Source organism: Arcobacter peruensis (genome assembly GCF_003711085.1).
Lineage (GTDB): Bacteria > Campylobacterota > Campylobacteria > Campylobacterales > Arcobacteraceae > Poseidonibacter > Poseidonibacter parvus.
Window position 1 is genome coordinate 460,921 of record NZ_CP032363.1, and the last position, 24,122, is coordinate 485,042.

Annotated in this window: 22 protein-coding genes; 14 read left to right on the plus strand and 8 right to left on the minus strand. The window is 27.5% G+C overall.

Translation table 11 applies throughout. From position 1 onward, the window contains the following. Positions 1 to 9: 9 nt before the first annotated feature. Together D3Z07_RS02330 and D3Z07_RS02335 are read right to left on the minus strand one after the other, a co-directional pair. Positions 10 to 753: a metallophosphoesterase family protein gene (locus tag D3Z07_RS02330; protein WP_076086745.1), complete on the minus strand. Its 744-nt coding sequence runs from the start codon at positions 751 to 753 to the stop codon at positions 10 to 12. 97 nt (positions 754 to 850) lie between these two features. Further along, entirely contained in the window at positions 851 to 1,063 is a 213-nt protein-coding gene (locus D3Z07_RS02335; protein WP_076086743.1) for a malate dehydrogenase, read from the minus strand. 52 nt (positions 1,064 to 1,115) lie between these two features. On the opposite strand from D3Z07_RS02335, the gene D3Z07_RS02340 reads away from it, so the two are divergent. Then, positions 1,116 to 2,093: an SLAC1 anion channel family protein gene (locus tag D3Z07_RS02340; RefSeq protein WP_076086741.1), complete on the plus strand. Its 978-nt coding sequence runs from the start codon at positions 1,116 to 1,118 to the stop codon at positions 2,091 to 2,093. A 17-nt stretch (positions 2,094 to 2,110) separates the two neighbouring features. On the opposite strand, the gene D3Z07_RS02345 is transcribed toward D3Z07_RS02340, so the two are convergent. Beyond that, entirely contained in the window at positions 2,111 to 2,611 is a 501-nt protein-coding gene (locus D3Z07_RS02345) for a MarR family winged helix-turn-helix transcriptional regulator (RefSeq protein ID WP_076086739.1), read from the minus strand. A 113-nt stretch (positions 2,612 to 2,724) separates the two neighbouring features. Between D3Z07_RS02345 and D3Z07_RS02350 the strand changes: the two genes are divergently transcribed. The 6 genes from D3Z07_RS02350 (at position 2,725) to D3Z07_RS02375 (ending at position 10,853) form a co-directional block, all read left to right on the plus strand. Beyond that, positions 2,725 to 3,960, plus strand: coding sequence for a TolC family protein (locus D3Z07_RS02350; RefSeq protein WP_122892978.1), 1,236 nt, complete (start codon positions 2,725 to 2,727; stop codon positions 3,958 to 3,960). Further along, on the plus strand, positions 3,957 to 5,030 hold the full coding sequence (locus D3Z07_RS02355; protein WP_164707185.1) for an efflux RND transporter periplasmic adaptor subunit: 1,074 nt from the start codon (positions 3,957 to 3,959) through the stop codon (positions 5,028 to 5,030). Before D3Z07_RS02350 ends, D3Z07_RS02355 begins: the two co-directional genes overlap by 4 nt. 1 nt (position 5,031) lies before the next feature. Beyond that, positions 5,032 to 8,172: an efflux RND transporter permease subunit gene (locus tag D3Z07_RS02360; protein ID WP_122892979.1), complete on the plus strand. Its 3,141-nt coding sequence runs from the start codon at positions 5,032 to 5,034 to the stop codon at positions 8,170 to 8,172. A 4-nt stretch (positions 8,173 to 8,176) separates the two neighbouring features. Continuing rightward, positions 8,177 to 8,776 (plus strand): TetR/AcrR family transcriptional regulator, encoded by a 600-nt coding sequence (locus D3Z07_RS02365; RefSeq protein ID WP_122892980.1) that lies wholly within the window; start codon positions 8,177 to 8,179, stop codon positions 8,774 to 8,776. A gap of 57 nt (positions 8,777 to 8,833) precedes the next feature. Beyond that, on the plus strand, positions 8,834 to 9,853 hold the full coding sequence (locus tag D3Z07_RS02370) for an aldo/keto reductase (protein ID WP_076086726.1): 1,020 nt from the start codon (positions 8,834 to 8,836) through the stop codon (positions 9,851 to 9,853). A gap of 103 nt (positions 9,854 to 9,956) precedes the next feature. Beyond that, positions 9,957 to 10,853, plus strand: coding sequence for a ChaN family lipoprotein (locus D3Z07_RS02375; protein ID WP_122892981.1), 897 nt, complete (start codon positions 9,957 to 9,959; stop codon positions 10,851 to 10,853). A gap of 47 nt (positions 10,854 to 10,900) precedes the next feature. Here the strand turns inward: D3Z07_RS02375 and D3Z07_RS02380 are convergent, their stop codons facing one another. The 4 genes from D3Z07_RS02380 to D3Z07_RS02395 form a co-directional block, all read right to left on the minus strand. Continuing rightward, the gene (locus tag D3Z07_RS02380; protein WP_122892982.1) at positions 10,901 to 12,160 is read right to left on the minus strand and encodes an NnrS family protein; all 1,260 of its coding nucleotides are present in this window, start codon (positions 12,158 to 12,160) and stop codon (positions 10,901 to 10,903) included. Continuing rightward, positions 12,160 to 12,915 carry an ATP-binding cassette domain-containing protein gene (locus D3Z07_RS02385; protein WP_122892983.1) on the minus strand — a complete coding sequence of 252 codons (756 nt, stop codon included), beginning with the start codon at positions 12,913 to 12,915 and terminating at the stop codon, positions 12,160 to 12,162. The genes D3Z07_RS02380 and D3Z07_RS02385 overlap by 1 nt, the downstream gene beginning before the upstream one ends. Then, entirely contained in the window at positions 12,903 to 13,685 is a 783-nt protein-coding gene (locus D3Z07_RS02390) for an ABC transporter permease (protein WP_076086714.1), read from the minus strand. Before D3Z07_RS02390 ends, D3Z07_RS02385 begins: the two co-directional genes overlap by 13 nt. A gap of 102 nt (positions 13,686 to 13,787) precedes the next feature. Beyond that, entirely contained in the window at positions 13,788 to 14,768 is a 981-nt protein-coding gene (locus D3Z07_RS02395; RefSeq protein ID WP_122892984.1) for an ABC transporter substrate-binding protein, read from the minus strand. Positions 14,769 to 15,077: 309 nt separating this feature from the next. Here D3Z07_RS02395 and D3Z07_RS02400 point away from each other — a divergent pair, with 309 nt between their 5' ends. The 4 genes from D3Z07_RS02400 (at position 15,078) to D3Z07_RS02415 (ending at position 20,611) form a co-directional block, all read left to right on the plus strand. Continuing rightward, positions 15,078 to 15,440 carry a hypothetical protein gene (locus D3Z07_RS02400; RefSeq protein WP_122892985.1) on the plus strand — a complete coding sequence of 121 codons (363 nt, stop codon included), beginning with the start codon at positions 15,078 to 15,080 and terminating at the stop codon, positions 15,438 to 15,440. 9 nt (positions 15,441 to 15,449) lie between these two features. Continuing rightward, complete coding sequence (locus D3Z07_RS02405; protein WP_122892986.1) at positions 15,450 to 17,507, plus strand: TonB-dependent receptor plug domain-containing protein; 2,058 nt, start codon at positions 15,450 to 15,452, stop codon at positions 17,505 to 17,507. 171 nt (positions 17,508 to 17,678) lie between these two features. Further along, entirely contained in the window at positions 17,679 to 20,222 is a 2,544-nt protein-coding gene (locus D3Z07_RS02410) for a methyl-accepting chemotaxis protein (RefSeq protein ID WP_122892987.1), read from the plus strand. An 8-nt stretch (positions 20,223 to 20,230) separates the two neighbouring features. Beyond that, a complete protein-coding gene (locus tag D3Z07_RS02415) occupies positions 20,231 to 20,611 on the plus strand; it encodes a PAS domain-containing protein (RefSeq protein ID WP_122892988.1) in 381 nt (126 codons plus the stop codon). Between the two features lie 13 nt (positions 20,612 to 20,624). Here D3Z07_RS02415 and D3Z07_RS02420 read toward each other — a convergent pair whose 3' ends face one another. After that, entirely contained in the window at positions 20,625 to 21,014 is a 390-nt protein-coding gene (locus D3Z07_RS02420) for a hypothetical protein (protein ID WP_076086693.1), read from the minus strand. Positions 21,015 to 21,263: 249 nt separating this feature from the next. Between D3Z07_RS02420 and D3Z07_RS02425 the strand changes: the two genes are divergently transcribed. The 3 genes from D3Z07_RS02425 to D3Z07_RS02435 are packed head-to-tail and all read left to right on the plus strand — an operon-like array spanning position 21,264 to position 24,019. After that, the gene (locus tag D3Z07_RS02425) at positions 21,264 to 21,860 is read left to right on the plus strand and encodes a TetR/AcrR family transcriptional regulator (protein WP_076086690.1); all 597 of its coding nucleotides are present in this window, start codon (positions 21,264 to 21,266) and stop codon (positions 21,858 to 21,860) included. Then, a complete protein-coding gene (locus tag D3Z07_RS02430) occupies positions 21,838 to 22,743 on the plus strand; it encodes an NADH-quinone oxidoreductase subunit B family protein (protein WP_172802474.1) in 906 nt (301 codons plus the stop codon). The genes D3Z07_RS02425 and D3Z07_RS02430 overlap by 23 nt, the downstream gene beginning before the upstream one ends. After that, positions 22,721 to 24,019, plus strand: coding sequence for a nickel-dependent hydrogenase large subunit (locus tag D3Z07_RS02435; protein ID WP_083657182.1), 1,299 nt, complete (start codon positions 22,721 to 22,723; stop codon positions 24,017 to 24,019). The genes D3Z07_RS02430 and D3Z07_RS02435 overlap by 23 nt, the downstream gene beginning before the upstream one ends. Positions 24,020 to 24,122 lie beyond the last annotated feature (103 nt).

Genomic DNA, 24,122 nt, shown 5'->3' on the forward strand with positions numbered 1-24,122 from the left:
GTAAAACTCTTAGTTTAGTTTTCCTGTTCTTAGTCTATAAGCCCAATCATCTCTGCCATTTTGACTAGCTTTTAAAGCTGCTTTTTCTGTATCATAAGGAATTTTACGTAATTGAATATCATATTTATCATCTTCAATTGTTAAAATTACATAAGAAGCTTCTGGTGTATTATTTTCAATAGTATGATTATTTGGAATGTTTTTAGTACATGCTTGAAGCCCAACTGAACCTGGGTTTATTACAACTTGTCCTGAACTTAAATTTACACATCTTGGAGTACAAGAATTCCCACAAAATATAAATTTTGATTTAATATCATCTAATATTTCTAATATTTTTTTATCATTATGAAGCTCTAATCTTCCACTTGATGCATCTTCTAACATATATAAAGAATCATCTTGATATGTTCCATGAACCATATAAAAATCATCGCCTATTAGTTTTTCAAAAGGTAACTCTTGAATCCAATATAAAACTTCATCATTCAAATCATTATAAACAAATTTTAGTGTTTCATTTATTTCAAGTTGAGCTAAAGATGCTTCTAGAATTTGTCTATCTTCATCTCCTAAAAGAGTGATGAAATCGTTTTTTCTAATTAAATCGTATGTCTCTTTCGGAGCAATAGGTCCGAAAAAAGAATCTCCAAGATTTAGTAATACATCAACATGATTTTTTTTAGTATCATCTAAAACTGCTTCTAAAGCGTAAACATTAGATTTTATGTCAGATAAAATTGCTATTTTCATTAATTTCCTTTTTTTTGTTAATTCTTTTTTATTATAATTTTTACTTATGTAACTTAAAACTAATTTTAATAATAATAAGTTATAATTATAAATATAATTAGAAAAAACTGTTTAATTGTGCTTTTAACTTTTTAGGTAAATGAGCATATACCATGGTTCTTTTGGCTATAAAATCTTGATTTTCAAAGATTTCAGTATCTAAAGTTAGTGTTTGAGTTTTAAAATTTATTAGTTTTATTGTTTGACCTTTCTCTTCAAAAGAGAGGTTCATCTTTTTTAAATCTACTAATACAGCTTTCTTTTTTGCCATTTTTAACCTTTTTTTTAATTATATTAAATTATTTATAAATAGGATGTAAGAAATGAAAAATAATGAGAGTATTAAATCAATACCATCAAATAGATTACAATTCTTTCCAGTAATGATGTTCGCTATTGTAATGGGATTATCTGGATTGTCATTAGTATTTAAAAAATTAAGTGAAGTTTTATATTTTCCATCAATAGTTGGAATTTTATTTACTTTATTATCAACAATAATATTTTTTCTAATTTTAGGAAACTATCTTTATAAACTATTAAAATATAAAGAAGAAGTTAAAACTGAGATAACTCACCCAATTAGAATCAACTTCTTTGCTGCTATTTCAATTTCAATATTAATATTGTCAATTCTTTATAGACACAGTTTAGATGATTTATCACAAATATTCTTTATAGTTGGAGCAATTATACATATAGGATTGACTTTTTATACTATGAAATTTTGGATAAATAATAATCTTGAAATACAACACTCAAATCCAGCATGGTTTATACCAATTGTTGGTAACTTAATTGTTCCAATTGCAGGAAAAGGTTTTATTGATGATTCTATATTATATTTTTATTTTTCAATTGGTATATTCTTTTGGATTATACTTTTTTCAATTATATTAAATAGAATTATCTTTCATAAACAATTTGCACCAAAGTTTATGCCAACACTGTTTATTTTAATAGCACCACCTGCAATAGGTTTTTTATCATATATTAAATTAACAGGAGAATTAGACTTCTTTGCCCATATTTTATATAGTTTAGGACTGTTTTTTACTATTCTTGTTTTTACTATGTATAAAAACTATATTAATATTAAGTTCTTTATTTCATGGTGGGCATTTACATTTCCAATGGCGGCAATAACACTTGCAACTATCTTAATGTACGAATTAACAGCTTTCTCATTTTATGCAATTTTATCTTATGCACTTATGGTTATTACAACTATAGTTGTATTTTTAGTTGCTAAAGAAACTATTGCACACATGAGAAAAAAAGAAATATGTATTATGGAGTAATCCATAATACATATATTTTACTTTTCTTTTTCTTCTGCAATTGAGTATAGAATCTTCTTAAAAGCTTTTTCTAGAATTTCTTTTTCTGTATCATTTAAAATATCATAAAAATAATCATCATTCTTTTGAAATAAAGGAAAACATTCAACTACAATTCTTCTACCTCTTTCTTCAAGATATAAGAGTGAACTTCTTTTATCTTCTTTAGAATCTTTTTTATAGATAAGTTTTTTAAACTCTAGCTTTGTAACAACTTTACTAATTCCACCTGAAGAGAATACAAGTCTTTCTGAAACTTCAGAAGCTGTTAGACCTTCTTTATATATATGTAAAGCAACCAGCACATCAATTTCAGCTTGAGTTACATCATATTCTTCATATATATGTTTACCTCTTGAATGTAACATATTTGAAATAATGGTCATTGGAATAGATATTGCAGCAGTATTATTTCTAACACCTTCTTTATTTTCATTTTCTTCATATGCATAGAATGCATCTAATATTTTTTTCTTCATGTATAAATTATATCACAAAAATTTAGAAATTCACATAAAGTGCCTTCTTAGGAAAGCACTTTGTAAGTTTGAAGATGTTAAATTCCTAGGAAGGTAATTAATAAGGATTTAAAATGATAAAAAAAGTTGTAATAGGATTAACTTTACCTATCTTACTTTTCTCAGAAAGTTTAAATGATTTAATAGAAATGTCATTAAAAAATAAAAATATTATGTCAACACAAAAAAGTGTAGAATCAATTCAAGAAGAGTATAAAAGCGTAAAGAAAGGCTATTTGCCAGAATTAAGTATAGGTGGAGCATATACTGATGTCTCTCATGAGACTGCATCTTATGCAAATAATTCATTAAATGCATATGTAGACTTATCTTATAGTTTATATGATGGTGGAAAAAAAGATTTAACTTATAAATCTTATGAGTCACAAATAAAAGCTTCTAAAGAAGATTTGTCAACATTAAAAAATGAAGTATCATTAGATGTTATAGAACATTACTTCAATTATTTAACATATGTTTCTCAAAAAGATGCAAAGTTAAAAGAAATAGAACAATTAAATGCTCAGCATAAAAGATTAAGTAAGTTCCTAGCTGTTGGTACTACTACAATTGATGAACTTGATAGAATTCTATCAACTTTAGAAAGTGCAAAAGTTGAACTTCATGAATTAGATTTAAATATTCAAACAGTTTTACATGAACTAGAATATATAACAGGACAAAGAGTTAATATTGACGTTGGATCATATATAGATGTAATAAATGATGAAAATGAACAAAGAAATGATATAAAATCTTTAGAACACAGTGTTCAAACAAAATTTATAGATGCTAAAAGTGTTAAAACAGAGGATAATCCACAAATTACATTGGATAATAAGTTTACATATTATGATAATAATTATAATAGTTCAACATATGAAACAAGTGCTAGTAATATTGATAGACAAAATATTTTCTCAGTAAATCTTACTTGGAAATTATTTGATTTTGGTTCAACAAAAGCTGCTTATGAGGCTTCTCACAAATCTTTCTTAAGTTCAAAATCAAAACTTGAATATGAAAAAAACAAAGCAAGTGTAGATTTAAATTTAGCAAAAAAATCTTTTGATATTGCAAAGCTTAAAATTAAATCAGCACAAGCAGCAGTAAGAGCTGCATCAAGTACATATGATGTAGTAAAAAATAAATATGAAAATGGTTTAGTAGATAATGTAAGTTATTTAGAAGCATTAAGTGATAAATCAAATGCTCAAAGTTCACTTAGTTTAGCAGAAAATAATTTTGAAGTTAGAAAAGCTAACTTAATGTATCAAAAAGGTAAAAATGTATGGGAGTACGTAAAATGAAAAAATTATTAGCAAGTTTAGTATTATTAACAAGCACATTTGTGTTTGCAGCCAATAAAGAAGCACCAAGTGTTAAGGTAGAAGCCTTTACTGTTACAAATGATGTTGTAACAATTAGTAAAAAATATCCAGCGACTATTAAAGCAGAAAAGAGCGTTAATATAATTGCAAGAGTTTCAGGTGCACTTCAAAATAGATACTTTGAAGAGGGTTCTTTTGTAAAGAAAGGTCAAAAATTATATAAAATTGAACAAAGAACATATCAAGCAAATATTGATTCATCACGAGCTGCTTTAAATAGCGCAAAATCATTATTAGTAAAAGCTACAAATGATTGGAAAAGATATAAAAAATTATATGAGCAAAAGTCAATTAGTGCATCTCAAAAAGATGAATATTATTACAACTATCAAAATGCATTAGCAAATACAAAAAATGCTGAAGCTGCATTAACAAATGCAAAAATTCAATATGGTTATACACAAATTAAAGCGCCAATGGATGGTATTATTTCTACTACTTTATTAAATGTTGGTAACTATGTAAATGCAAATACTGTATTAACAACTATTACAAAAGTTGATCCTGTTTACGTTGAATTCTCATTACCTCAAACTGATTTAGGTAAATACTTAAGTCATATAAAATCAAAAGAAGTAAAGTTTTCTATGAATTGTCAAAATGAATGTATTGTAGGTGGAACTTTAAAATATATTTCTCCTATATTAGATTCTTCAACAGATACACTTTTATTAAGAACAGAGTTTCCTAATAAAGATAATAAAGTTATTGTAGGACAGTTTACAAATATTAATGTAGAAAATATAGCTATCCCAGGTGTAATTAGTATTCCAGAAATTGCAATTATGCAAAATGGGGGTGCTTCAGTTGTATATGTAATTGATGATAAATCTACAGTTCAAATTAGACCAGTTGTATTAACAGGTGAAAATACTCAAACAGGTGTTGTTATTAGTAGTGGTTTAAAAAGTGGAGAGAAAATTGTATTAAGTAATATTGCAAAGCTTAGACCAAATTCAAAGGTACAAATAGTAGAAGGAAAAAAATAAAATGATTTCAACTTATTTTATAAAAAATCCAGTATTTACATCGGTAATTTCAATTATCATATTTCTTACTGGACTTTTGGCAATTAAAAACTTGCCAGTTGAGCAATACCCTCAAGTATCGCCTCCTCAAATTATTGTATCTACTACATATGCTGGAGCTAGTGCTCAAACTATTGCACAAACAGTTGTTGCACCATTAGAAGAAAGCTTAAATGGTGTTGAAAATATGATTTATATGGAATCAACAACATCAGATGATGGAACAGCTTCTATTAGTATTTTCTTTGAAGTAGGAACAGATAAGCAAGATGCAAAAGTAAATGTAAATAATAGAGTACAAACAGTTCTTTCTACAATGCCAACAGTTGTTCAAAGTCAAGGATTAAATGTTCGTGAAAGATCAGCAAGTATGCTAAAAGTTTATGCATTAATTTCTCCTGATAATTCTAAAGATACTTTGTTTTTATCAAATTATGCAAAAAACAATATAGTTGATGAACTTAAACGTATTAAAGGTGTTGGTGATGTAGTTATTTTTGGTGAAAAAGAATATGCTATGAGAGTTTGGATTGATCCTGATAAATTAGTTAGTTTCAATTTAACTGCTGCTGAAGTAATTACAAAAATCAAAGATCAAAATGAACAATATGCTGCTGGTAAATTTGGTCAAGAACCAACTGCGAGTAAGCAAATGTTTACATATACATTACAAACGCCTAATAGATTTGAAAATGCGGAACAATTTGCAAATATTATTTTAAAGTCTGATGAAAGAGGAAGAAATGTATTATTAAAAGACGTATCAACAGTTGAACTTGGTGCTGCGTCTTATTCAAGAAAGCCTTTATATAATGGTAAAAATGCAATTCCTTTTGGTATTTTCTTACAATCAGGGGCAAATGCTTTAGATACTGATGCTGCAATTAATACAAAAATTAGTGAAATTGAGAAGATTTTCCCTGATGGAGTTGCCTATAAAGTTCCTTATGAAACATTATCATTTATTAAAATTTCTATCAATGAAGTTGTTAATACATTTATTGAAGCTATGATTTTAGTTATGTTAATTATTTATATATTCTTACAAAACTGGAGAGCTACACTAATTCCAATTTTAGCTGTTCCTATTTCGATTGTTGGGGCATTTGCTGGTATGTATGCACTTGGTTATAGTATAAATCTTCTTACATTATTTGGATTAGTTTTAGCCATTGGTATTGTTGTTGATGATGCTATTATTGTTATTGAAAATGTTGAAAAACATATGTCTGATGGTATGAGTCCAAAAGATGCAACAATGAAAGCTATGCAAGAAGTTTCAGGTGCCTTAGTCGCAATTGTTTTAGTTTTATCTGCTGTATTTTTACCTGTAGCTTTTCTTGGCGGACTTTCAGGTGTAATGTATAAACAATTTGCTGTTACTATTGCAATTTCTGTTGCAATTTCAGGTTTTGTTGCATTAACATTAACACCAGCACTTTGTACTTTACTATTAAAACCAAACCATGGTGAGCCAAACTTTTTCTTTAGATGGTTTAATAGAATGTTTGAATCTTTATCTAATGGATATGCAAAATTAGTTAAATTTGTAATTAAATTATCAGTTGTATTTTTAGTTATTTATGCAGCTATAGTTTATGTTACATATTCGGAATATGGAAAAATGAATACATCATTAGTTCCAACAGAAGATCAAGGAAATGTATTTATTCTTTCTTATAATCCTCCAGGTTCTTCATTAACAAGAACAGAAAAACTTGCAGGTCAAATTTATGATACTGTTACACAAAACCCAAATGTTGAACAAGTATTCCAAATTCCTGGTATGGATTTTGGTACATTTACAAATAGAACAAATGCAATGATTACATTTGTTGATATGAAAGATTGGAGTCAAAGATTAAATCCTGATCAACAAACTCCATTTTTAGCTAAAAAGTTTACAGGTCAATTAATGCAAACTACAAGTGAAGGATTTAGTTTCGGTGTTGTTCCTTCTCCAATTCCAGGTATGTCTATGACAGGTGGTTTTGATATGTATGTACAAGCTAGAAATAGTACAGATATTTTAGAATTAAACAAATATGTAAGTGAAATTGTAAAAAAAGCAAATGCTAATCCAAGTTTAACAGGAGTTAGAACTACACTTAATGTTAATACTCCAAAATACAAAATGGAAGTAGATTATCAAAAAGCATTCTCAAAAGGTGTTACAACAAGTGATATTTTTACAGCTTTAAATGCAAGTTTAGCAGACAAGTATGTGAATGATTTTACATTAAATGGTAAAAATTATAATGTTGTTATTGAGTCACTTCAAAAATATAGAGAAAACCCAGAAAATTTAAATAAGATTTTTGTTAGAGGAAGTAATGGAGAATTATTACCTATTACATCATTTGTAGCAATTAAGAAAACAACAGGGACTGATATTATTACTAGAATGAATATGTTCCAATCAGCTAAAATCTCAGGTTCTCCTTCTGTTGGAGTTAGCTCAAGTGAAGCATTAAATGTAATTGAAAAAATTTCTAAAGAAATTCTTCCTAGTGATTATTCTATTGCATGGACAGGAACTGCTTATCAAGAAAAAGAGTTATCAACTAATAGTAGTTTAGCATTTATAGCAGGTATTATTTTCTTATATTTAGTTCTTTCAGCTTTATATGAAAGATGGTTCTTACCAATTGCTATTGTATTTGCTGTTCCGTTCGCAGTATTAGGTTCTATTGAAGCTACAGTTTGGAGAGAATTATCTAATGATATTTATTTCCAAGTTGGATTATTGGTACTTATTGGACTTAGTGCAAAAAATGCAATTTTAATCGTTGAGTTTGCATTACACAAAAGAAAAGAAGGAATGAAATTAGTTGATGCAGCAGTTGAAGCTGCAAAATTAAGATTAAGACCTATTATTATGACTTCATTAGCATTTACAATTGGAGTTGTTCCTTTAGCAATATCTCAAGGAGCAGGTGCAGCTAGTAGACACTCTATTGGTACAGGTGTTATTGGGGGTATGTTAGCAGCTACATTTATAGCAATTATTTTTATTCCAATGTTTTATTATGTAGTTGAAAAACTTACAAATAGTGATGAAAAAATGGAAAAAAAAAGATTATTAGAAGACAAAGAAAGTTGATATTATGAATGAGGATAAGAATAATTTAAAGAAAATAAGAAAAAATGAAATTATGAAAATAGCTTCAGATTTATTTTATTCTAAAGGTATAAGTGAAACAACAATTTCTGAAATTACATATCTAGCGAATATTGGCAAGGGGACTTTTTATGAATATTTTAAAAATAAAGATGATGTAATTAATGAATATATAAAAGATTATTTCAATAATGTTCATAATCAAATCAATGAAAAAGTTGATGATTTTAAAAGCAATAGAGAGAAGATTCTCTTTATTGTTAAATACCTTTTTAAATCGAAAGAAAAAGATGAAAAATTTACTTATGTTTTAATTGAATTTTTAAGATTAACATTTAATAAAAAGAATGATGAAGTAAAAAAATTACATGGTTTTAATGAACAGGTTTTAAATCTTATAAATTATCATTTAAAAAAAGGAATACAAACTAAAGAGTTTAAAGATTGCAATACAGAAGAGATATCTATTGAAATCATTTCAAGTATTTTAGGAAATTTAGTTATGTCTTTAAGTCATGAGTTTAAAGATTGTGATAATTCTACAAAATGTAATGTTGAAACAATTTTAAATTCAATAAAAAATTAATTGAAATAAACTTTTTATATAGTTATAATCACTTATTAAAAATATGAAGGAAATATTATGGATTTTAGATACATAGGAAATAGTGGACTTAGAGTTTCTTCAATTTGTATGGGAACTATGACTTTTGGTTCTACTACATCTAAGAAAGAAGCTTTTAAGATAATGGATAAAGCATATGATAATGGAATAAATTTTTATGATACAGCTGAGCTTTACCCCGTACCTCCTAAAAAAGCAACTGCTGGAGATACAGAAGAATGGGTAGGGGAGTGGTTAAAGACTAAAGAAAGAGATTCTATAATCTTAGCTTCAAAAGTAAGTGGAGCAGCTGCAGGTTGGTTTGTTCCACCTCAAAGACATGGGCTTACAGCTATTGATTCTTTTCATATTAAAAAAGCAATTGAAGGAAGTTTAAAAAGACTTGACACTGATTATTTAGATCTTTATCAAATGCATTGGCCAGACCCAATTGTACCTATTGAAGAGAGTTTAAGAGCTTTTGATGATTTAGTAAAAGAAGGAAAAGTAAGATACTTAGGAACTTCAAATGATTCTGCTTATGGACTTACAAAAGCGAATGAAACGGCTAAAAATAAAAACTTATCAAGGTTTCAATCTATTCAAAATAATTTTTCACTATTAAATCCTAGATTTCTAGATGAACTTTCTACTGTATGTAAAAATGAAAACATTTCGCTTCTTCCATATTCACCAATAGGTGGGGGCGTTTTATCAGGAAAATATAGTAATAACTTTTATCCAGAAAATGCAAGGTTTTCAGCTTATGTAAATAATCCAAATCCAAGAGTTCAAGCACAAGCTACAAGATTTGTTAATCCTAAAACATTAGAAGCTACAAGTAGATATGTGCAATTATCAAAAGAGTATGGTATTTCTCCTGTTACTTTAGCAGTTGCTTATTCAAAACATTTTGATTTTGTAGCTTCTACAATTATAGGTGCTAGAGAATTGTCTCAATTAGATGAATCCCTAGAAGCTTTTAAATTTAATATTGATAATGAGTTAATGAGTAAAATTGAAAGAATTCAAGCTGATATTTTATATCCAATGGGATAATAATATTAAATTATTATAATTAAAAAGAAGATGTAATTTTATTACATCTTCTTCATATACATTCTTAGTGTTAAAATATTACATAAAATCAAAAGGTAAAAATATGTTAAAAATTTTATTAATATTTATAACTGTCATTTATATATTTTCAGGTTGTACAAACAAAGAACTCTTATTAACACATAATCTAGAAAAAAAAGAAGGAATTTATTCTATAAAACAAGCAAAAGATATAAATATGAAACAGCTTGTAAAAGAAATAGAATATTATCCAATAATCTTTGTTGGTGATCATCACAATACTGAAAAAACACATAAGTTTTTTGAAAATCTTTTAAAAGAATTAGATAAAAATGGTACAAATTTATTTTTAGCAAATGAATGGTTTACACCACAACATGATAAGTTGTTAAAAGACTTTACAGATGGAAAAGTTGATAGTAAGACCTTAAAAGAAAAAAGAAAATGGGATGAATTTACAGTATATAAATGGAAATATGTAGAACCCTTATATGAAGCTATAAAGAAAAACAATGGGAAACTTTATGGTATCAACATATCCAAAGAACAAAGAGAAAAAATATCTTTAAAACTTTTTGATAAAATGAGTAAAGAAGAAAAAGAGTTTTACAATAATTTAGATTTAAATGTTAGTGCTCATAATCAATTAGTAATGCCATATTTAAAACATTGTAATAAAATGCCTCCTTCAGATAATCCTGAACCATGTGAAGAAAGAATGTATAGAGTTCAAGTGACATGGGATACCTATATGGCACAAAATCTAGCAAAAATAGCTAAAAAAGTAATCAAAAACCCAAAAGACAAACTTATTGTATTTGCAGGTGCTATGCATGTTGAACAAAATTTAGGTATTCCTTTAAGATTTGCAAGATTAAGTAATCTTCCTTTTGTAACTATTTCAAATGAAAAGATACAAAAAGATAAGGATTTAAAACTTGATGTTAATAAAGCAGATATCGTTTACATTTACGAATAAGATATCTCTAAAGATTAGTATAAATTTTCATTTATACTAATCTTTTTTTATCCTTTTATACCATCAGCTCTAGGAGTTAATAAAAAGTTATAAAATACTTTTATGTATATTACAAAAGGAATCGCCCATAGAATTGATGAGTACATATATAATTCTTGTATATAGTTTTCAAAAAATGGAATCAAAGCTCTCATAAGAGTTGCAATAACAATTAATAAAATCATAATATGAGTATAAATATTTGAAGTTAAATGTCTTCCTGTATGCACAAAACCAATAATCATCATTACAATTAAATAAGATAAACCAATACCTCCACTTGTAATAAAGTGTCTAAAGTGATTTATTCCATATATATTGTCATTTAATATATCCCAACCCATAAGTGCATAACCAAGACTAAGCATAAGAGGAATTAGTGCTAGATATATTACATAAGGTTGATTCAAAATAAATTTATCTTTTAAAATATAATCACTAGTAAGTGCTAAAATAGACGTAGCAGTAGCAAGTCCTAACCAACCTAAAGCACTATTCTCTGGATATAAGAACTCTATAGTAGTAAATAAAGCTATACAAAATATTGCAAGATTTGTAAGAGGTGGTCTTGATATATAAATATCATCAATGCCTTTATCTTCCATTAGTTCGTTTACTGCTTCCATATTAACTCTTCTAAGTGCTAGTAGTATTAAAATAACAATTGCGCCTGTTGCAACTTTTAAAATACTTATTCCTTCAATACTTACAAATCCTAATTTTGAAGAGAAAAACCATATTTCAATAGCTAGTATACTAATAAGACTATAACCTAAACTGGCATGTCTTTGAAGTTTATCAAGAACTACATCTTTTGCAAACCATAATAACCATATAAGCATTGAAATATTTAAAATAGCTGTAAGCCATATTCCTGTTATATCAATAGTCCAAAAACTAACACGTCCTAAAACCCATAAAGCAACTATATATTTTAGTCTTTGTCCAACAAAGGGAATCATTCCTGGAAAAAGTTCAGGAAGACCAGTCGTTAAAAATGCCATAACTCCAGCTGTTAATATTCCAAATAACATTTCATAAATATGCCAAGTTAAAGAAGCATCCATAAAAGGAATTGATAAAACACCATTCCAAACTAATCCCCATAATATCATTGAAATAACAAGGTAAGGTGCTAGTAGTAAAAATACTGGTCTAAATCCATAGGCTAAATAAGGAGGAACATCTTTTTCATCGGGGTAGTACATATAATGATTTGTTGCGTGCAATGGCTGTTCTTGGGTATTATTTTTTAATTCATTTTCCATTATTTAAATCCTATTGTTTGTAATTCAAATGTATTTATAATAGTTTCATCTTGCAATATCTTTGCTGTTTCATTATAAACAAATTTATCATCTCTTTTTTCTTGCGATAAGTCATATTCAAACTCTTTTATTATATGACCAGGGTCAGCTTGTAATAAATGTATCTTGTCGCTTAATCTAATCGCTTCCATTAAATCATGAGTAATAAATAAAATAGTAAGGTTCTTTTCTTTAACCATTTGAATTAAGTATGTTTGTAACTCCATTTTTAAACCAATATCTAAAGCAGAGAAGGGTTCATCAAGAAATAATAAAGATGGATTTACAACTAAAGCTCTTGCAAAAGAAACTCTTTGTTTCATTCCTCCACTTAAATCTTTTGGAAATTTATCAAAATCATCTTTTTCTAATCCAAATTTTAGTGCTATTTCTTCTGACATTTTTTTAGCAACTTTATTTTTGATACCTTTTGCTAATAAACCAATAGCTATATTATCAATAACATTTTTCCATGGAAGTAATCTTGCTTCTTGAAAAGCAAAAGATGAACTAGTAAAAGTGTTTTCTACACTTCCTTCTTGAACATCAATAAGATTTGCACATAAATGCATTAATGTAGTTTTTCCACCACCTGATGGCCCAACTATTGATAAAACCTCACCTTTTTTTATTGAAAAGTTTATATCTTTTAATATTTGAGTAAAACCAAAACTATGATTTAATCTTTTTACTTCTAAACATTCTAAACTCGCCATAATTCAACCTCTCTTTTTATAGGTTCTAATATGATGTATTCAATAAACATTAATGAACCAACCATAATAGAAACAAGTGCTAAAGCTGTCGGTGTATCAAGTTGACTTCTAGCAACTGCTAAAGAAGCTCCAATACCATTTGAAGTTGCAAGTAATTCAGCCATAACAACTATCTTCCAAGCCATTCCAAGACCACTAACCCATGCAGGAAAAACATAAGAAAAAATATGAGGAAAATAAACATCAATAAACTTCATATGCCATGGCAAGTTAAAACTATCAGCCATCTCTTTTAAATCTCCTTCTAATGTTCTTGTTCCTTGTAATGCTCCTACAAATATGATTGGAAAAGATGCAATAACAACTGTAAAAATTACAGTTTCATCTCCCATTCCAAACCAAATCATTGCAAGTACAATCCATGCAATTGGAGGCATTCCCATTAAAATTGTAACAATAGGACGACTCATCATTGATGCAGTCGCAAAGAAACCAGCAAGAAGACCTAAAATTGATCCTACAAGTAATGAAAAACCAAAACCAACAGCAGAACGATATAAAGTAGTTTTAATTTCTTCAATTACTGATTTATCTTGAAGCATCAGTCCTAGTGTTTGGAAAGTTTCTAAAGGGGAGGGGAGTATTAAATCCCCGTAAATTTGATTTCCTACATCCCATGAAGCAATAAAAAGTAGAATAGATGCAATCGCACCCCATCCGCTCCAAAGGTAAGCAGGAAAATCTTTTAATATTTTTAGTAAAAACTTCACTAAATATCCTTAGTATCAAATTTTATATTAATGATAATCATTATTGTAATAATATCAGAGGTCTTATTTTTCCACATTGACTAATATCAATATTTATTCTTATTATCTGAAATAGAAAGCATCATTAGGTAATTTACCACCAATTGTTTTAGGATTGTTTTTTTCTAATAATTTATAGAAGAATTCTAAGTCTTCTTTTGAATCTTCTGCGCTTACTGTATTTAACTGAACATGTTTAATACTTTCGGCAACTCCAGCTTCATCAAGCATTGGTATTTCTTCTACTACAATGCTAGCAGCTTCTTTAGGATTGTTTTTATACCATTGTAATGATTTTGCATACTCTTCATTAAATCTTTTGATTGCTTTTTCATTTAAAATCATATCTCCAATAACAGACATTCCCGCTTGTGGAACTTTTGACTCAACTTTAAAAGTTTTTCCCCATTCTTTTTGTAGATCAACGCTTCTATATAAATCAGGTGCTACAAGTTTTAAAGGAAATGAACCTGTCTTCATTAAAGCAATAGAAATTGCTGGTTCTGCTAGTAATGCATGATCTACTTGTCTTAAAATTAAGTTTTGCATTGCATCAAAAGGATTACTCATATATTTTAATTTGAAATCTTTTTTAGGATCCATCCCTTGTGTTTTTACAAGCTCTTCAAATATAATATCTGGCATATCAGCTCTAAAAGGCATTGCTATTTCTTTACCTTTAAAGTCTGCTAATGTTTTAAGAGTTTCATCTCTTGTAATCATTCCTAATATTCCCCAAACAGAAACATTTAAGAGCTTTATTCTCACACCTCTATTATAAAGATTAGCAGCTACGTTTGTCGGAACTGCAATAAAATCAGCTCTATTTTTTAAAGTTAAAGCTCTTAATTCATCTGGATTTTTCCATAACTTAAACTCAACTACTTCTGCAATATCATTTAAAGCGCCAGTCTTAACCATATGAATAAGTGGATGAGAAACAGAAGCTACTGGACCACTTAATACTAGTTTTTTTAATTTATCTTGTGCATTTATATTTACGCAAGAAAGTAGTACAAGTACTGTAATTAGTGTTTTAAACATTTTAAATCCTTTGTTTTTTTGAATGTTATTATAATAAATCTTAATATTATATTTAATGATGATAATTGTTATCATAATTAAATTTAAAAAGAAATGATCTGTATCAATAATTAAAAATTTAATTCCGTTATAATTTTAAGAATGATTATCAAAATTAATAATTTTCTAAGATTAAATTGTTATTATTTCTTTTTAATAATAGTTATCAATTAAGGAGTGAACAATGAAAGAAAACGAAACTATTGATATGGATGATTTACAAAAGAGATGGAATGCAATGAAAAAGAATCAAAAGAAAAAGGATCAAAAATGATTTTTATTAACATAAATACAGTTTTCAAAGATGCTTTTACAAATAAAAATGTTTGTGCTTTAGATACGATATTATCATCATCTGATTCGAGAATTAACATCATAAAAGAATTTGCTAATAAGGAGAATATAAATGAATTTAGAAAAGTCTTAGCTAAATTTAAAAGCAAGGGTCTAAAAAAAGATATAGAGGATTATTGTGATTTAATTGAATCTAAATATTTAAAACAAAGTAATAAAAATGATGGATTAAAGTCAATAATAATTAAATGTGTTAATGAAGAAAACATAAAAATAAATAAAGTTAAATATCTCAAAGATGATACATTCTCAAAAACGAGAGTAAATAACTATATATAAGGATAAATAATGCATAATAAAATACTATCAACTGCACTTATAGGACTAGTAGCAAGCACTACTATACAAGCAAGTACTTTAGATAAAATTACAATTACGACTGCGACTAAAACTGAAAAATCTATCGATGGAGTAACTGCATCTGTTGTTGTTATTACAGAAAAAGATATAGAAAAAACTGGTGCTTCTACATTAGATAAAATTTTACAAAAAATACCATCTATAAATGCACAATATGGAAGGTTCCCACACCCTAGTTCTTCATCAAAAGCTTCTATTTCATTAAGAGGTATGGGATCAAATGGTACACTGATTTTAATTGATGGTAAAAGATTATCAGGAGAAACTGAAAGTCCATACGAAATGACTAGAATAACATCTTCAATGATTGAAAGAATTGAGATAGTTAAAGGTTCAATGTCTACTTTATATGGTTCTGATGCTATTGGTGGTGTAATTAATATTATCACAAAAAAAATAGATAAAAATGTTACAACATTAGATTTAAAATATGGTTCAAATAGTGATGGGGAGGCTATAAATAAAAATGCAAACCTTACAAATAGAGGACGTGTAGGTAAATTTAAATATAAAATCAATGCATCTATTGATGATACAACTCCTTATACAGAAAACAAATCATATACACAACAAGCTATTAATCCAAGTTCCGGAGCAGATTTAGACTCACATGCTTTAGATAATACTTCTGGAAACTATAATGTAACGTATAAAGATGAATCAACTGTTAAAACTATTGGAACAAGATTAGAATATGATTTTACTGATAACTTTAATGCAGGGTTTGATCTAAACTATTTTACAGAAAATAGAGAAGGACAATACTTAGGAAATGCAGCATCATCTCTTGGTGGACTAATCACAAACACTCCTGTAAATTCTGAAGATAAAAATAGAAGAATTGATGTTTCAAGTGATTTTAACTATATTATAAATGATGATTTATCAATGAATACAAAACTATATAGATCATATTATAAAAAAAGAAACTATACAGATCCATTAACATTTGATGGTTCTACAAATACAAAATTTAGTGCAAATGTTACTATTGATACTTTAGAATCAGGTTTAATTTATATTTTAAATGATTCAAATATTATTACAACAGGTCTTGAATATAGAAAAGAAACTAGAGACTCGGGAGCAATCAATCCTATTGCATCATCAAGTGAATTTGTTACAAAAATTGTAAAATATAAATCTTTATTTATTCAAGATGAAATAGAGTTTTCTGATACGCTAAATGCAATTATTGGTGCTAGATATGACAATATTTCAAATGCTGATAATAAAATCACTCTTCAAGCAGGACTTGTTAAAAATTTAACGGATAATACTAGTATTAGAGCGAATTATGCACAAGGATACAGAACACCTGATATTGCTGAACTTTATGTTAATTCTATGTATTATAAGGGAGCAAAAAGATATGGTGCTGAAGTTATTAATACTATTAAAACAGAAGCTTATGACTTAAAACCTGAACAGTCTCAAACGTTTGAACTATCATTATCAAATAAATATAAAAACCTTTCATCTACATTCACAATCTTTAATAATAAAGTAAAAGATAAAATTGATTTAGTCTCATATAATGACTCTAACTCTTCTACAAAATATTATACATCAGAAAACATTGATAAAGTTGATATTAAAGGGGCTGAAGTTTCTTTTGATTATAGCTTAAATAAAAATATCGATTTTGGAATAAATGCAACATATTTGAAAACAGAAGATGAAAGTACAGGAAAAGAGTTAACTTATACACCTGATATTTCTGCTTCATTTAATACAAATTATAAAATCACTGATGCATTTAATACAAATTTAATGCTTAGATATATAGGTAAGCAATTCACAAACTCAACAAATACTGAAGAAGCAAATGCCTATACATTGGTTGATTTAGGTGCGCAATATCAAATCAATAAAAATATAGAGTATTACATTGGTATTGATAATATTTTTAATAAAGAAGTTGATGAAGAAATTGGCACAAATGTAGGGACTTACTACTTTACTGGTCTTAGAATGACTTTTTAAACTAATACATGATAATAGATAATTATTTATCCTTTAGGATATCTAATTATCATATGTATAATCAATTTATAAATATAATTATTATTATTTTATTTTCATAATTTAGTATAACTTATTTTAATAATAAAAATACTATAATGAATTAATAAAAATGTATTAAAGGGTACCAAAATGAATAGTATGAGTCTTGCAAAAAAGTCAGCATGGATAACTATCATAGTTACATTAGTTATGTTGATTATTGGTTATTTTATTTTAAATAAGTATAAGAATGATTTACAGCAGCAAGTTTATAATGATACAAGTGTTGAATTAAACTACTTAGCTAGTGAAAAACTTAGATCAAAGCTAGATGTTGGTATATCAAATGCTATCTCAATTGCAAATGATGGAATGATAAAAAATGCTTTATCTTTTAATGATAGATTATTATCTATAAAAGCATTAGAATCATTATCAAAAAATATGAAAGCGCATACTCCATTTAATAATATTAAAGTTCACGTTCATACAAAAGACAATAAATCTTTTCTACGATCATGGAAAAGAGATAAGTTTGGAGACGATTTAAGTTCATTTAGAAGTAGTGTTGTAAAAGTAAATAATACTAAAAATTCTGTTAATACTTTTGAAGTTGGAGAAGCAGGACTTAGTATTAGGTCTGTTGTTCCAATTATGGATAATGAAAATAATCACTTAGGTTCACTAGAGTTTATGCAAGGTGTTAATTCTGTTGCAAAATCTTTTGATAAAATTGGTGATGGTTTTTTATTACTTATGGATAGTTCACTCTCTGTTGCAAAAGTTGATGAAAAAAAGAAATTAAACAAATACATTATTTCACAAAAGTTTGTTAATGAAGAAATTTTAAGTGATTTAAGAAATATTAATTTTGATGAATTAATTAAAAATAAATATTTACTTGATGATAAATATTTTTATTCTTTTATTGATATAAAAGATTTTAATGGTAAAAAACTTGGTATTGCAGTAACTATAAGAAATATTCATAAAGTAGAAGTTGCTGTAAACAATGCTTCATCAATAATTTGGGTTGCTTTAACAATTTTAGTTATTGCTTTATTATTGACAATGATTATTTCTATAATAAATATGAAAAAAAATATTATAACTCCTATTTTAAATTTAAAAGATTCAATTGATCAAATTAAAAATAATTCATCATTAGATTCATCAAGAATTGAAGTAAAATCAAAAGATGAAATTGGTGATGTTGTTACAAGTTTCAATGAATATTTAGATTCTATTGATGAAGGATTAAATCAAGATAAGCTTGTTATTGATGAAACTAGAATAGTTATAGAAAAAGTTAATACAGGTTTATTAAATGATAGAATTAAAGGAAAAGCTCATTCTGTTGAAGTTGATTCATTAGTTATTGAAATCAATAATATGATTAGTACTATGCAGTCAAATTTAACTCAATTATCAAATGTATTAGTTGATTTAGCAAACGCAAAATATGATAAGCCAATACCAGAAATTGAAGGTTTAACAGGTTCTATTGCATCATTATTTTCTGGTACAAAAGTTACTCAATCAACTATTAATGAAGTTATGTGTTTAATTGATGAATCAAATTATAAATTAACAAATAGTGCAAGTGAATTATCTGATGCATCTAAAAGTTTAAGTGATTCATCAAACGCTCAAGCTGCATCATTAGAGCAAACAGCAGCAGCAATTGAAGAAATTTCTGCAACTATTGATAAAAGTAGTCAAAGTGCTACAAAAATGGCTCAATATGCGCAAAATGTAACTAAATCAAATGAAGTTGGAAAAGATTTAGCATTTAAAACATCTGAATCAATGGAACACTTAAGTGTTGAAGTAAATGCAATATATGAATCAATTTCAGTAATTGATCAAATTGCTTTCCAAACAAATATTCTTTCTTTAAATGCAGCAGTTGAAGCAGCAACTGCAGGAGAAGCAGGAAAAGGTTTTGCAGTTGTTGCTGCAGAAGTGCGAAATCTTGCAAGTAGAAGTGCAGAAGCGGCAAAAGAAATAAAAGATTTAGTTGAAAGTGCAACATCAAAAGCAAAAGATGGAAAAGAAATTACTACTAAAATGATTAGTGGCTACAATGAGTTAAATGAAAATATTGGAACTACAATAGAGCTTATTGAAGATGTTGCAACAGCTTCAAAAGAACAACAACTTGCAATGTCACAAATAAACGATACAGTTAATTCATTAGATCAAGCAACACAACAAAATGCATCTTTAGCTTCAACTATTAATGAAATGGCAGATGTTACAACATCTTTAGCTGTTCAATTACAAAGTGCTGTAAATAAAACATCATTTGATAAAGAAGCAAAAAAAAGAATTTGTGACACAGATATGATTTTTGATATAAATAAATTAAAATCAGATCATATTTCATTTAAAAATGTTAACTTTGCTGAATGTAAATCTGGACATACTTTCAAAGTTAAAAATCATCATGAGTGTAATCTTGGTAAATGGATTGATGCAAATTCAAATAGTGAGTTTGCAAAAACTAAAGAATGGGAAGAGTTATTAGTAGCACATAGTAGAGTACATACTATGGTTCAAGATACGGTAGATTTATATGCACAAGATTATGATAATGGACAAATATTTGCAGTTACAAGAAATATTGAAACAAATATTGAAATTGTATTTGATAAATTAAACAAAATTAGAGAAATCAACTGTGGGAATTAGGAATTAGTATGAATGAAACTGTATTAAAAGAAGAAGCTTTTCTTGTTAGTGAAACAGACTCTAAAGGAATTATTACTTTTGCAAATGAAGAATTTTGTGAAGTTGCTGGTTATACATTAGAAGAATTAAAAAATCAGCCACACAATATAGTAAGACATAAAGATATGCCAAAAGCTGCATTTGAAGATTTATGGAGTACTGTAAAATCTGGAAAAGTTTGGCAAGGTTATGTAAAAAATGCAACAAAATTAGGTGGTTTTTATTGGGTTTTTGCAACAGTTTATCCCTATAAAGATGCTAATGGCAATGAGTCTTATATTTCTTGTAGAAGAAAACCTTCAAGAGAAGATATTAAAAAAGCTGAAGAACTTTATCAAACAATGAGATAAGAACTAAAAGTAACTACTGAGTAAAACTAGCAAAAGCACTTTCAATACTTGGAATATTTTTGTAGCTTGTTTTTGATAGTTTTACTCTTTTTGTTTTTAAGTCACATACTGCAAGTTTAAAACTAGAACCCATTGATGGCTCTACCACACAAATGATATTATTTTCAATTTGACGTGTAGCATAAATAGTACCTTGCAAAGAATTAAAAAAATATTTTGGATAAGTTAAGGGTGTAATTTCGACTATATCTATAGCCTCTTCATTTTCTAAAGTTTGTACAATATCTTTCGCTTCATCATAACTTTCAAATTGAATACACCAATCATCAAAATATTTATTAAAATTTTGTAAATCTTCATCTAAGAAGCCACCAGCTAGTGATTGTAAAGCAAATATTGACACGAGTACACCTTTATTTTAATATTTAATTTTAGCATATTTATGTTTTAAATTAAGATATATTTATACAAATCTAATAGTTTTTTTAAGTAATGAACTTTATTTATTATCTAGTAAAATTAATTTTAGAAATTTTAATAAACTAATCTTTTAAATAGATACTAAAACATTTAAAGAAATCAATTTTATTCAGTCATTCAGAAACTTTTATATTATATACTATGATAAAAAATAATTAAGAAACGAGTTTATATGGCAAGAGTAACAAAAGAAGAAAGAAAAAGTATTATAGTCTTATCTGCATTGAAATTATTTTCGCAGAAAGGTTTTTATATGACAACTATCCCTGATATTGCAAAATATGTTGGGATGAGTGTTGGTAGTTTTTATAATTATTTTACTTCTAAGGATTTATTAGCAAAAGAGCTGGTTATATTTATTTCAGAATACCTAGGTAAACGCATTAGAGAGATAAATGAAGAAAAAATAAGTACTGAAGAAAAGATTTCAAAAATTGTTTCGATGTATTTTACTATGGCAGAAGAAAAGCCTGAAATGATAGAATATTTTTTACGAGTTTATTTATCAAACCGTGAAATTTTTGGGAAAGAATGTAAGGGTATGATTTGTGTTTCATCTTTTGTTACGGAAATGATGATCTTTTTTGATGAAGGAGTAGAGTGTGGTGAGTTACATAATCAAGATTTCTTCAGTGCTTTTGGACTTTTTATGGGTTATTTAGGTGGTATGGTTTTTTTACATGGGGAAGAAATTTTACCTGGGTCTTTAGACGAGTATAAAAAAGATATTTCTGAAAACATTTTCAATGCACTTAAATCCAGAAACTAAGCTTCGTATTATTTGGATACAAGGGGTTACTTGTAATGCAAATATACATTCTTTTTTAAACTTACCATCACTACCATCTTTACTTGATAATTTAGATATGGTATATCACCCTTCTTTGACATCATTACATACTCTTGAGGAAATTACTTTATTAGAAACTTCATGTGATGTATTAATTTTTGAAGGAGCATATGATCCTCTTTTAAAAAGAAATGATGTATTAGTTAAAAATATTTTGAAACATTACTCTCTTAATGCAAAGTATGTTATTGCATTAGGAAGTTGTGCAAGCTTTGGTGGAATATTTAAAGCTTCTGCTCCTGAGCGAAATAGTGGACTTATCTTTAACGAAAAAGAAGAATTCGGACCACTTCTTGATTCTAAGGCTAAGGTGATTAATCTTTCAGGGTGTCCGATTCATCCTGAATGGCTTAGTTATACTTTAAATATGATTATAAATAAAAGAGAAGTACCACTTGATAATCTTTATAGACCTTTGGAATTGTATAGTAATCTTGCTCATCATGGATGTACAAGAAATGAATACTTTGAATGGAAGATTGATACAAAAGGTTTTGGGAAAAAAGAAGGTTGTATGTTTTATGAACAAGGGTGTCGTGGTCCAATGACACACGCTTCTTGTAATAAGATTCTTTGGAATGAGGTTAGCTCTAAAACACGTGTTGGAACACCGTGTTTTGGTTGTACTGAACCAGATTTTCCAAGATCAAATCTTTATAGCACAAAAACAAATATGTCTATACCACAAGATGTGCCTCTTGGTGTTCCCAAAAGGACTTATTTGACTATGACAGGAATGGCAAAAACATTTAGTATTAAAAGACTTGAAGGAAAACTCATTGATTACGAAACAACTGATTGATCAAATAGAAGGTGAAGCATCTGTTTATTTTGATATGAAAAATGAAAAAGTTAATTTTTCTACTATTGCTTTTCCTCATTTTCGAGGAATCGAAAATATTTTAAAAGGAAAAAATGCTCTTGATGCTTTGGTAATTACTCCTCGTGTATGTGGAATATGTGGTCATGCTCATTTGATGTCTAGTGTAAGGGCTATAGAAGATGCATATAAAAATGCGGGATATGAAGTACATTTAAGTAAAAAAGCAAAAAAAATACGAGAATTTACTTTAGTAATGGAAATAATACAAAACCATTTAAAGTGGGTGTATATGGTACTAATACCAGAACTCTCAAAATTAAGAAACTCTAATGAAGAGAATTATACCCTAAAAGGTGCATATGGAGCTAGATTAGCTACGAAGGCTATATCGCTTCTTGGAGGACAATGGCCTCATTCTTCATATATGGTTCCTGGTGGAGTCACTAGCGATCCAACTTATATAGAAATTTTGCAAGCACAAAGTATACTTAAAGATCTTATACAATTTTTTGAAAAAGAAAGTTTAGGAGTTAATCTAGATGAGTTTTTAACATATAAAACACCTAAAGAGATTTCAGTAGGGGAAGCAGATGTTTCTAAAATAGAGGAACATTTAATAGAATTAGGCATGCAAGAAAAAGGATTGGCTTATGATAGATTTATAATGTTAGGGGATCACCTTTTTATTAATCCTATTAAAATGAAACAAACACGGCCTTTTAGTGTTGATATAAAGCATGTTAGTACTGTTGAATCTTATTCTCCAAATGAAAAAACTTATGCAAGAAATGCTATGTATAAAGATGATTACTATGAAGTTGGTTCTTTATCACGAATGATGTCTCTACAAATACCTTTAATCAAAAATATTCATAGACGATATAAAGATAGTGCTTATTCTCGTGTAATTGCACGTATATATGAACTAGCACATTTAATGAAACATGCTAATGAGCTATTAAGTACTATTTCTATTTCTGAAAATTCATGTAATAAACCTATCTCTATAGAAAAAGTAACTGCTAGTGGTATAGGTATAGTTGAAGCACCTCGTGGACCTTTAATTCACAAAGTTGATATAGAAAATGGAATTATAAATAAATATGAAATTATTACTCCTACTCAATGGAATATTGGAAGTTCTACTAAAGATAAATTAACTCCTGTTCAAAAAACTATGTTTGGACACACTAAAGCAGAAGCACTTTTTATTTTTCGTACATTTGATGTATGTTCTGTTTGTACTACACACTAGTTTTACATAGATATTAAAACTGATTATCATTAAACTACCTTTAAGTTATTATAAAATACTATACTGAATACTTATTCAGTTGAATGGATATTCAATTAAATAT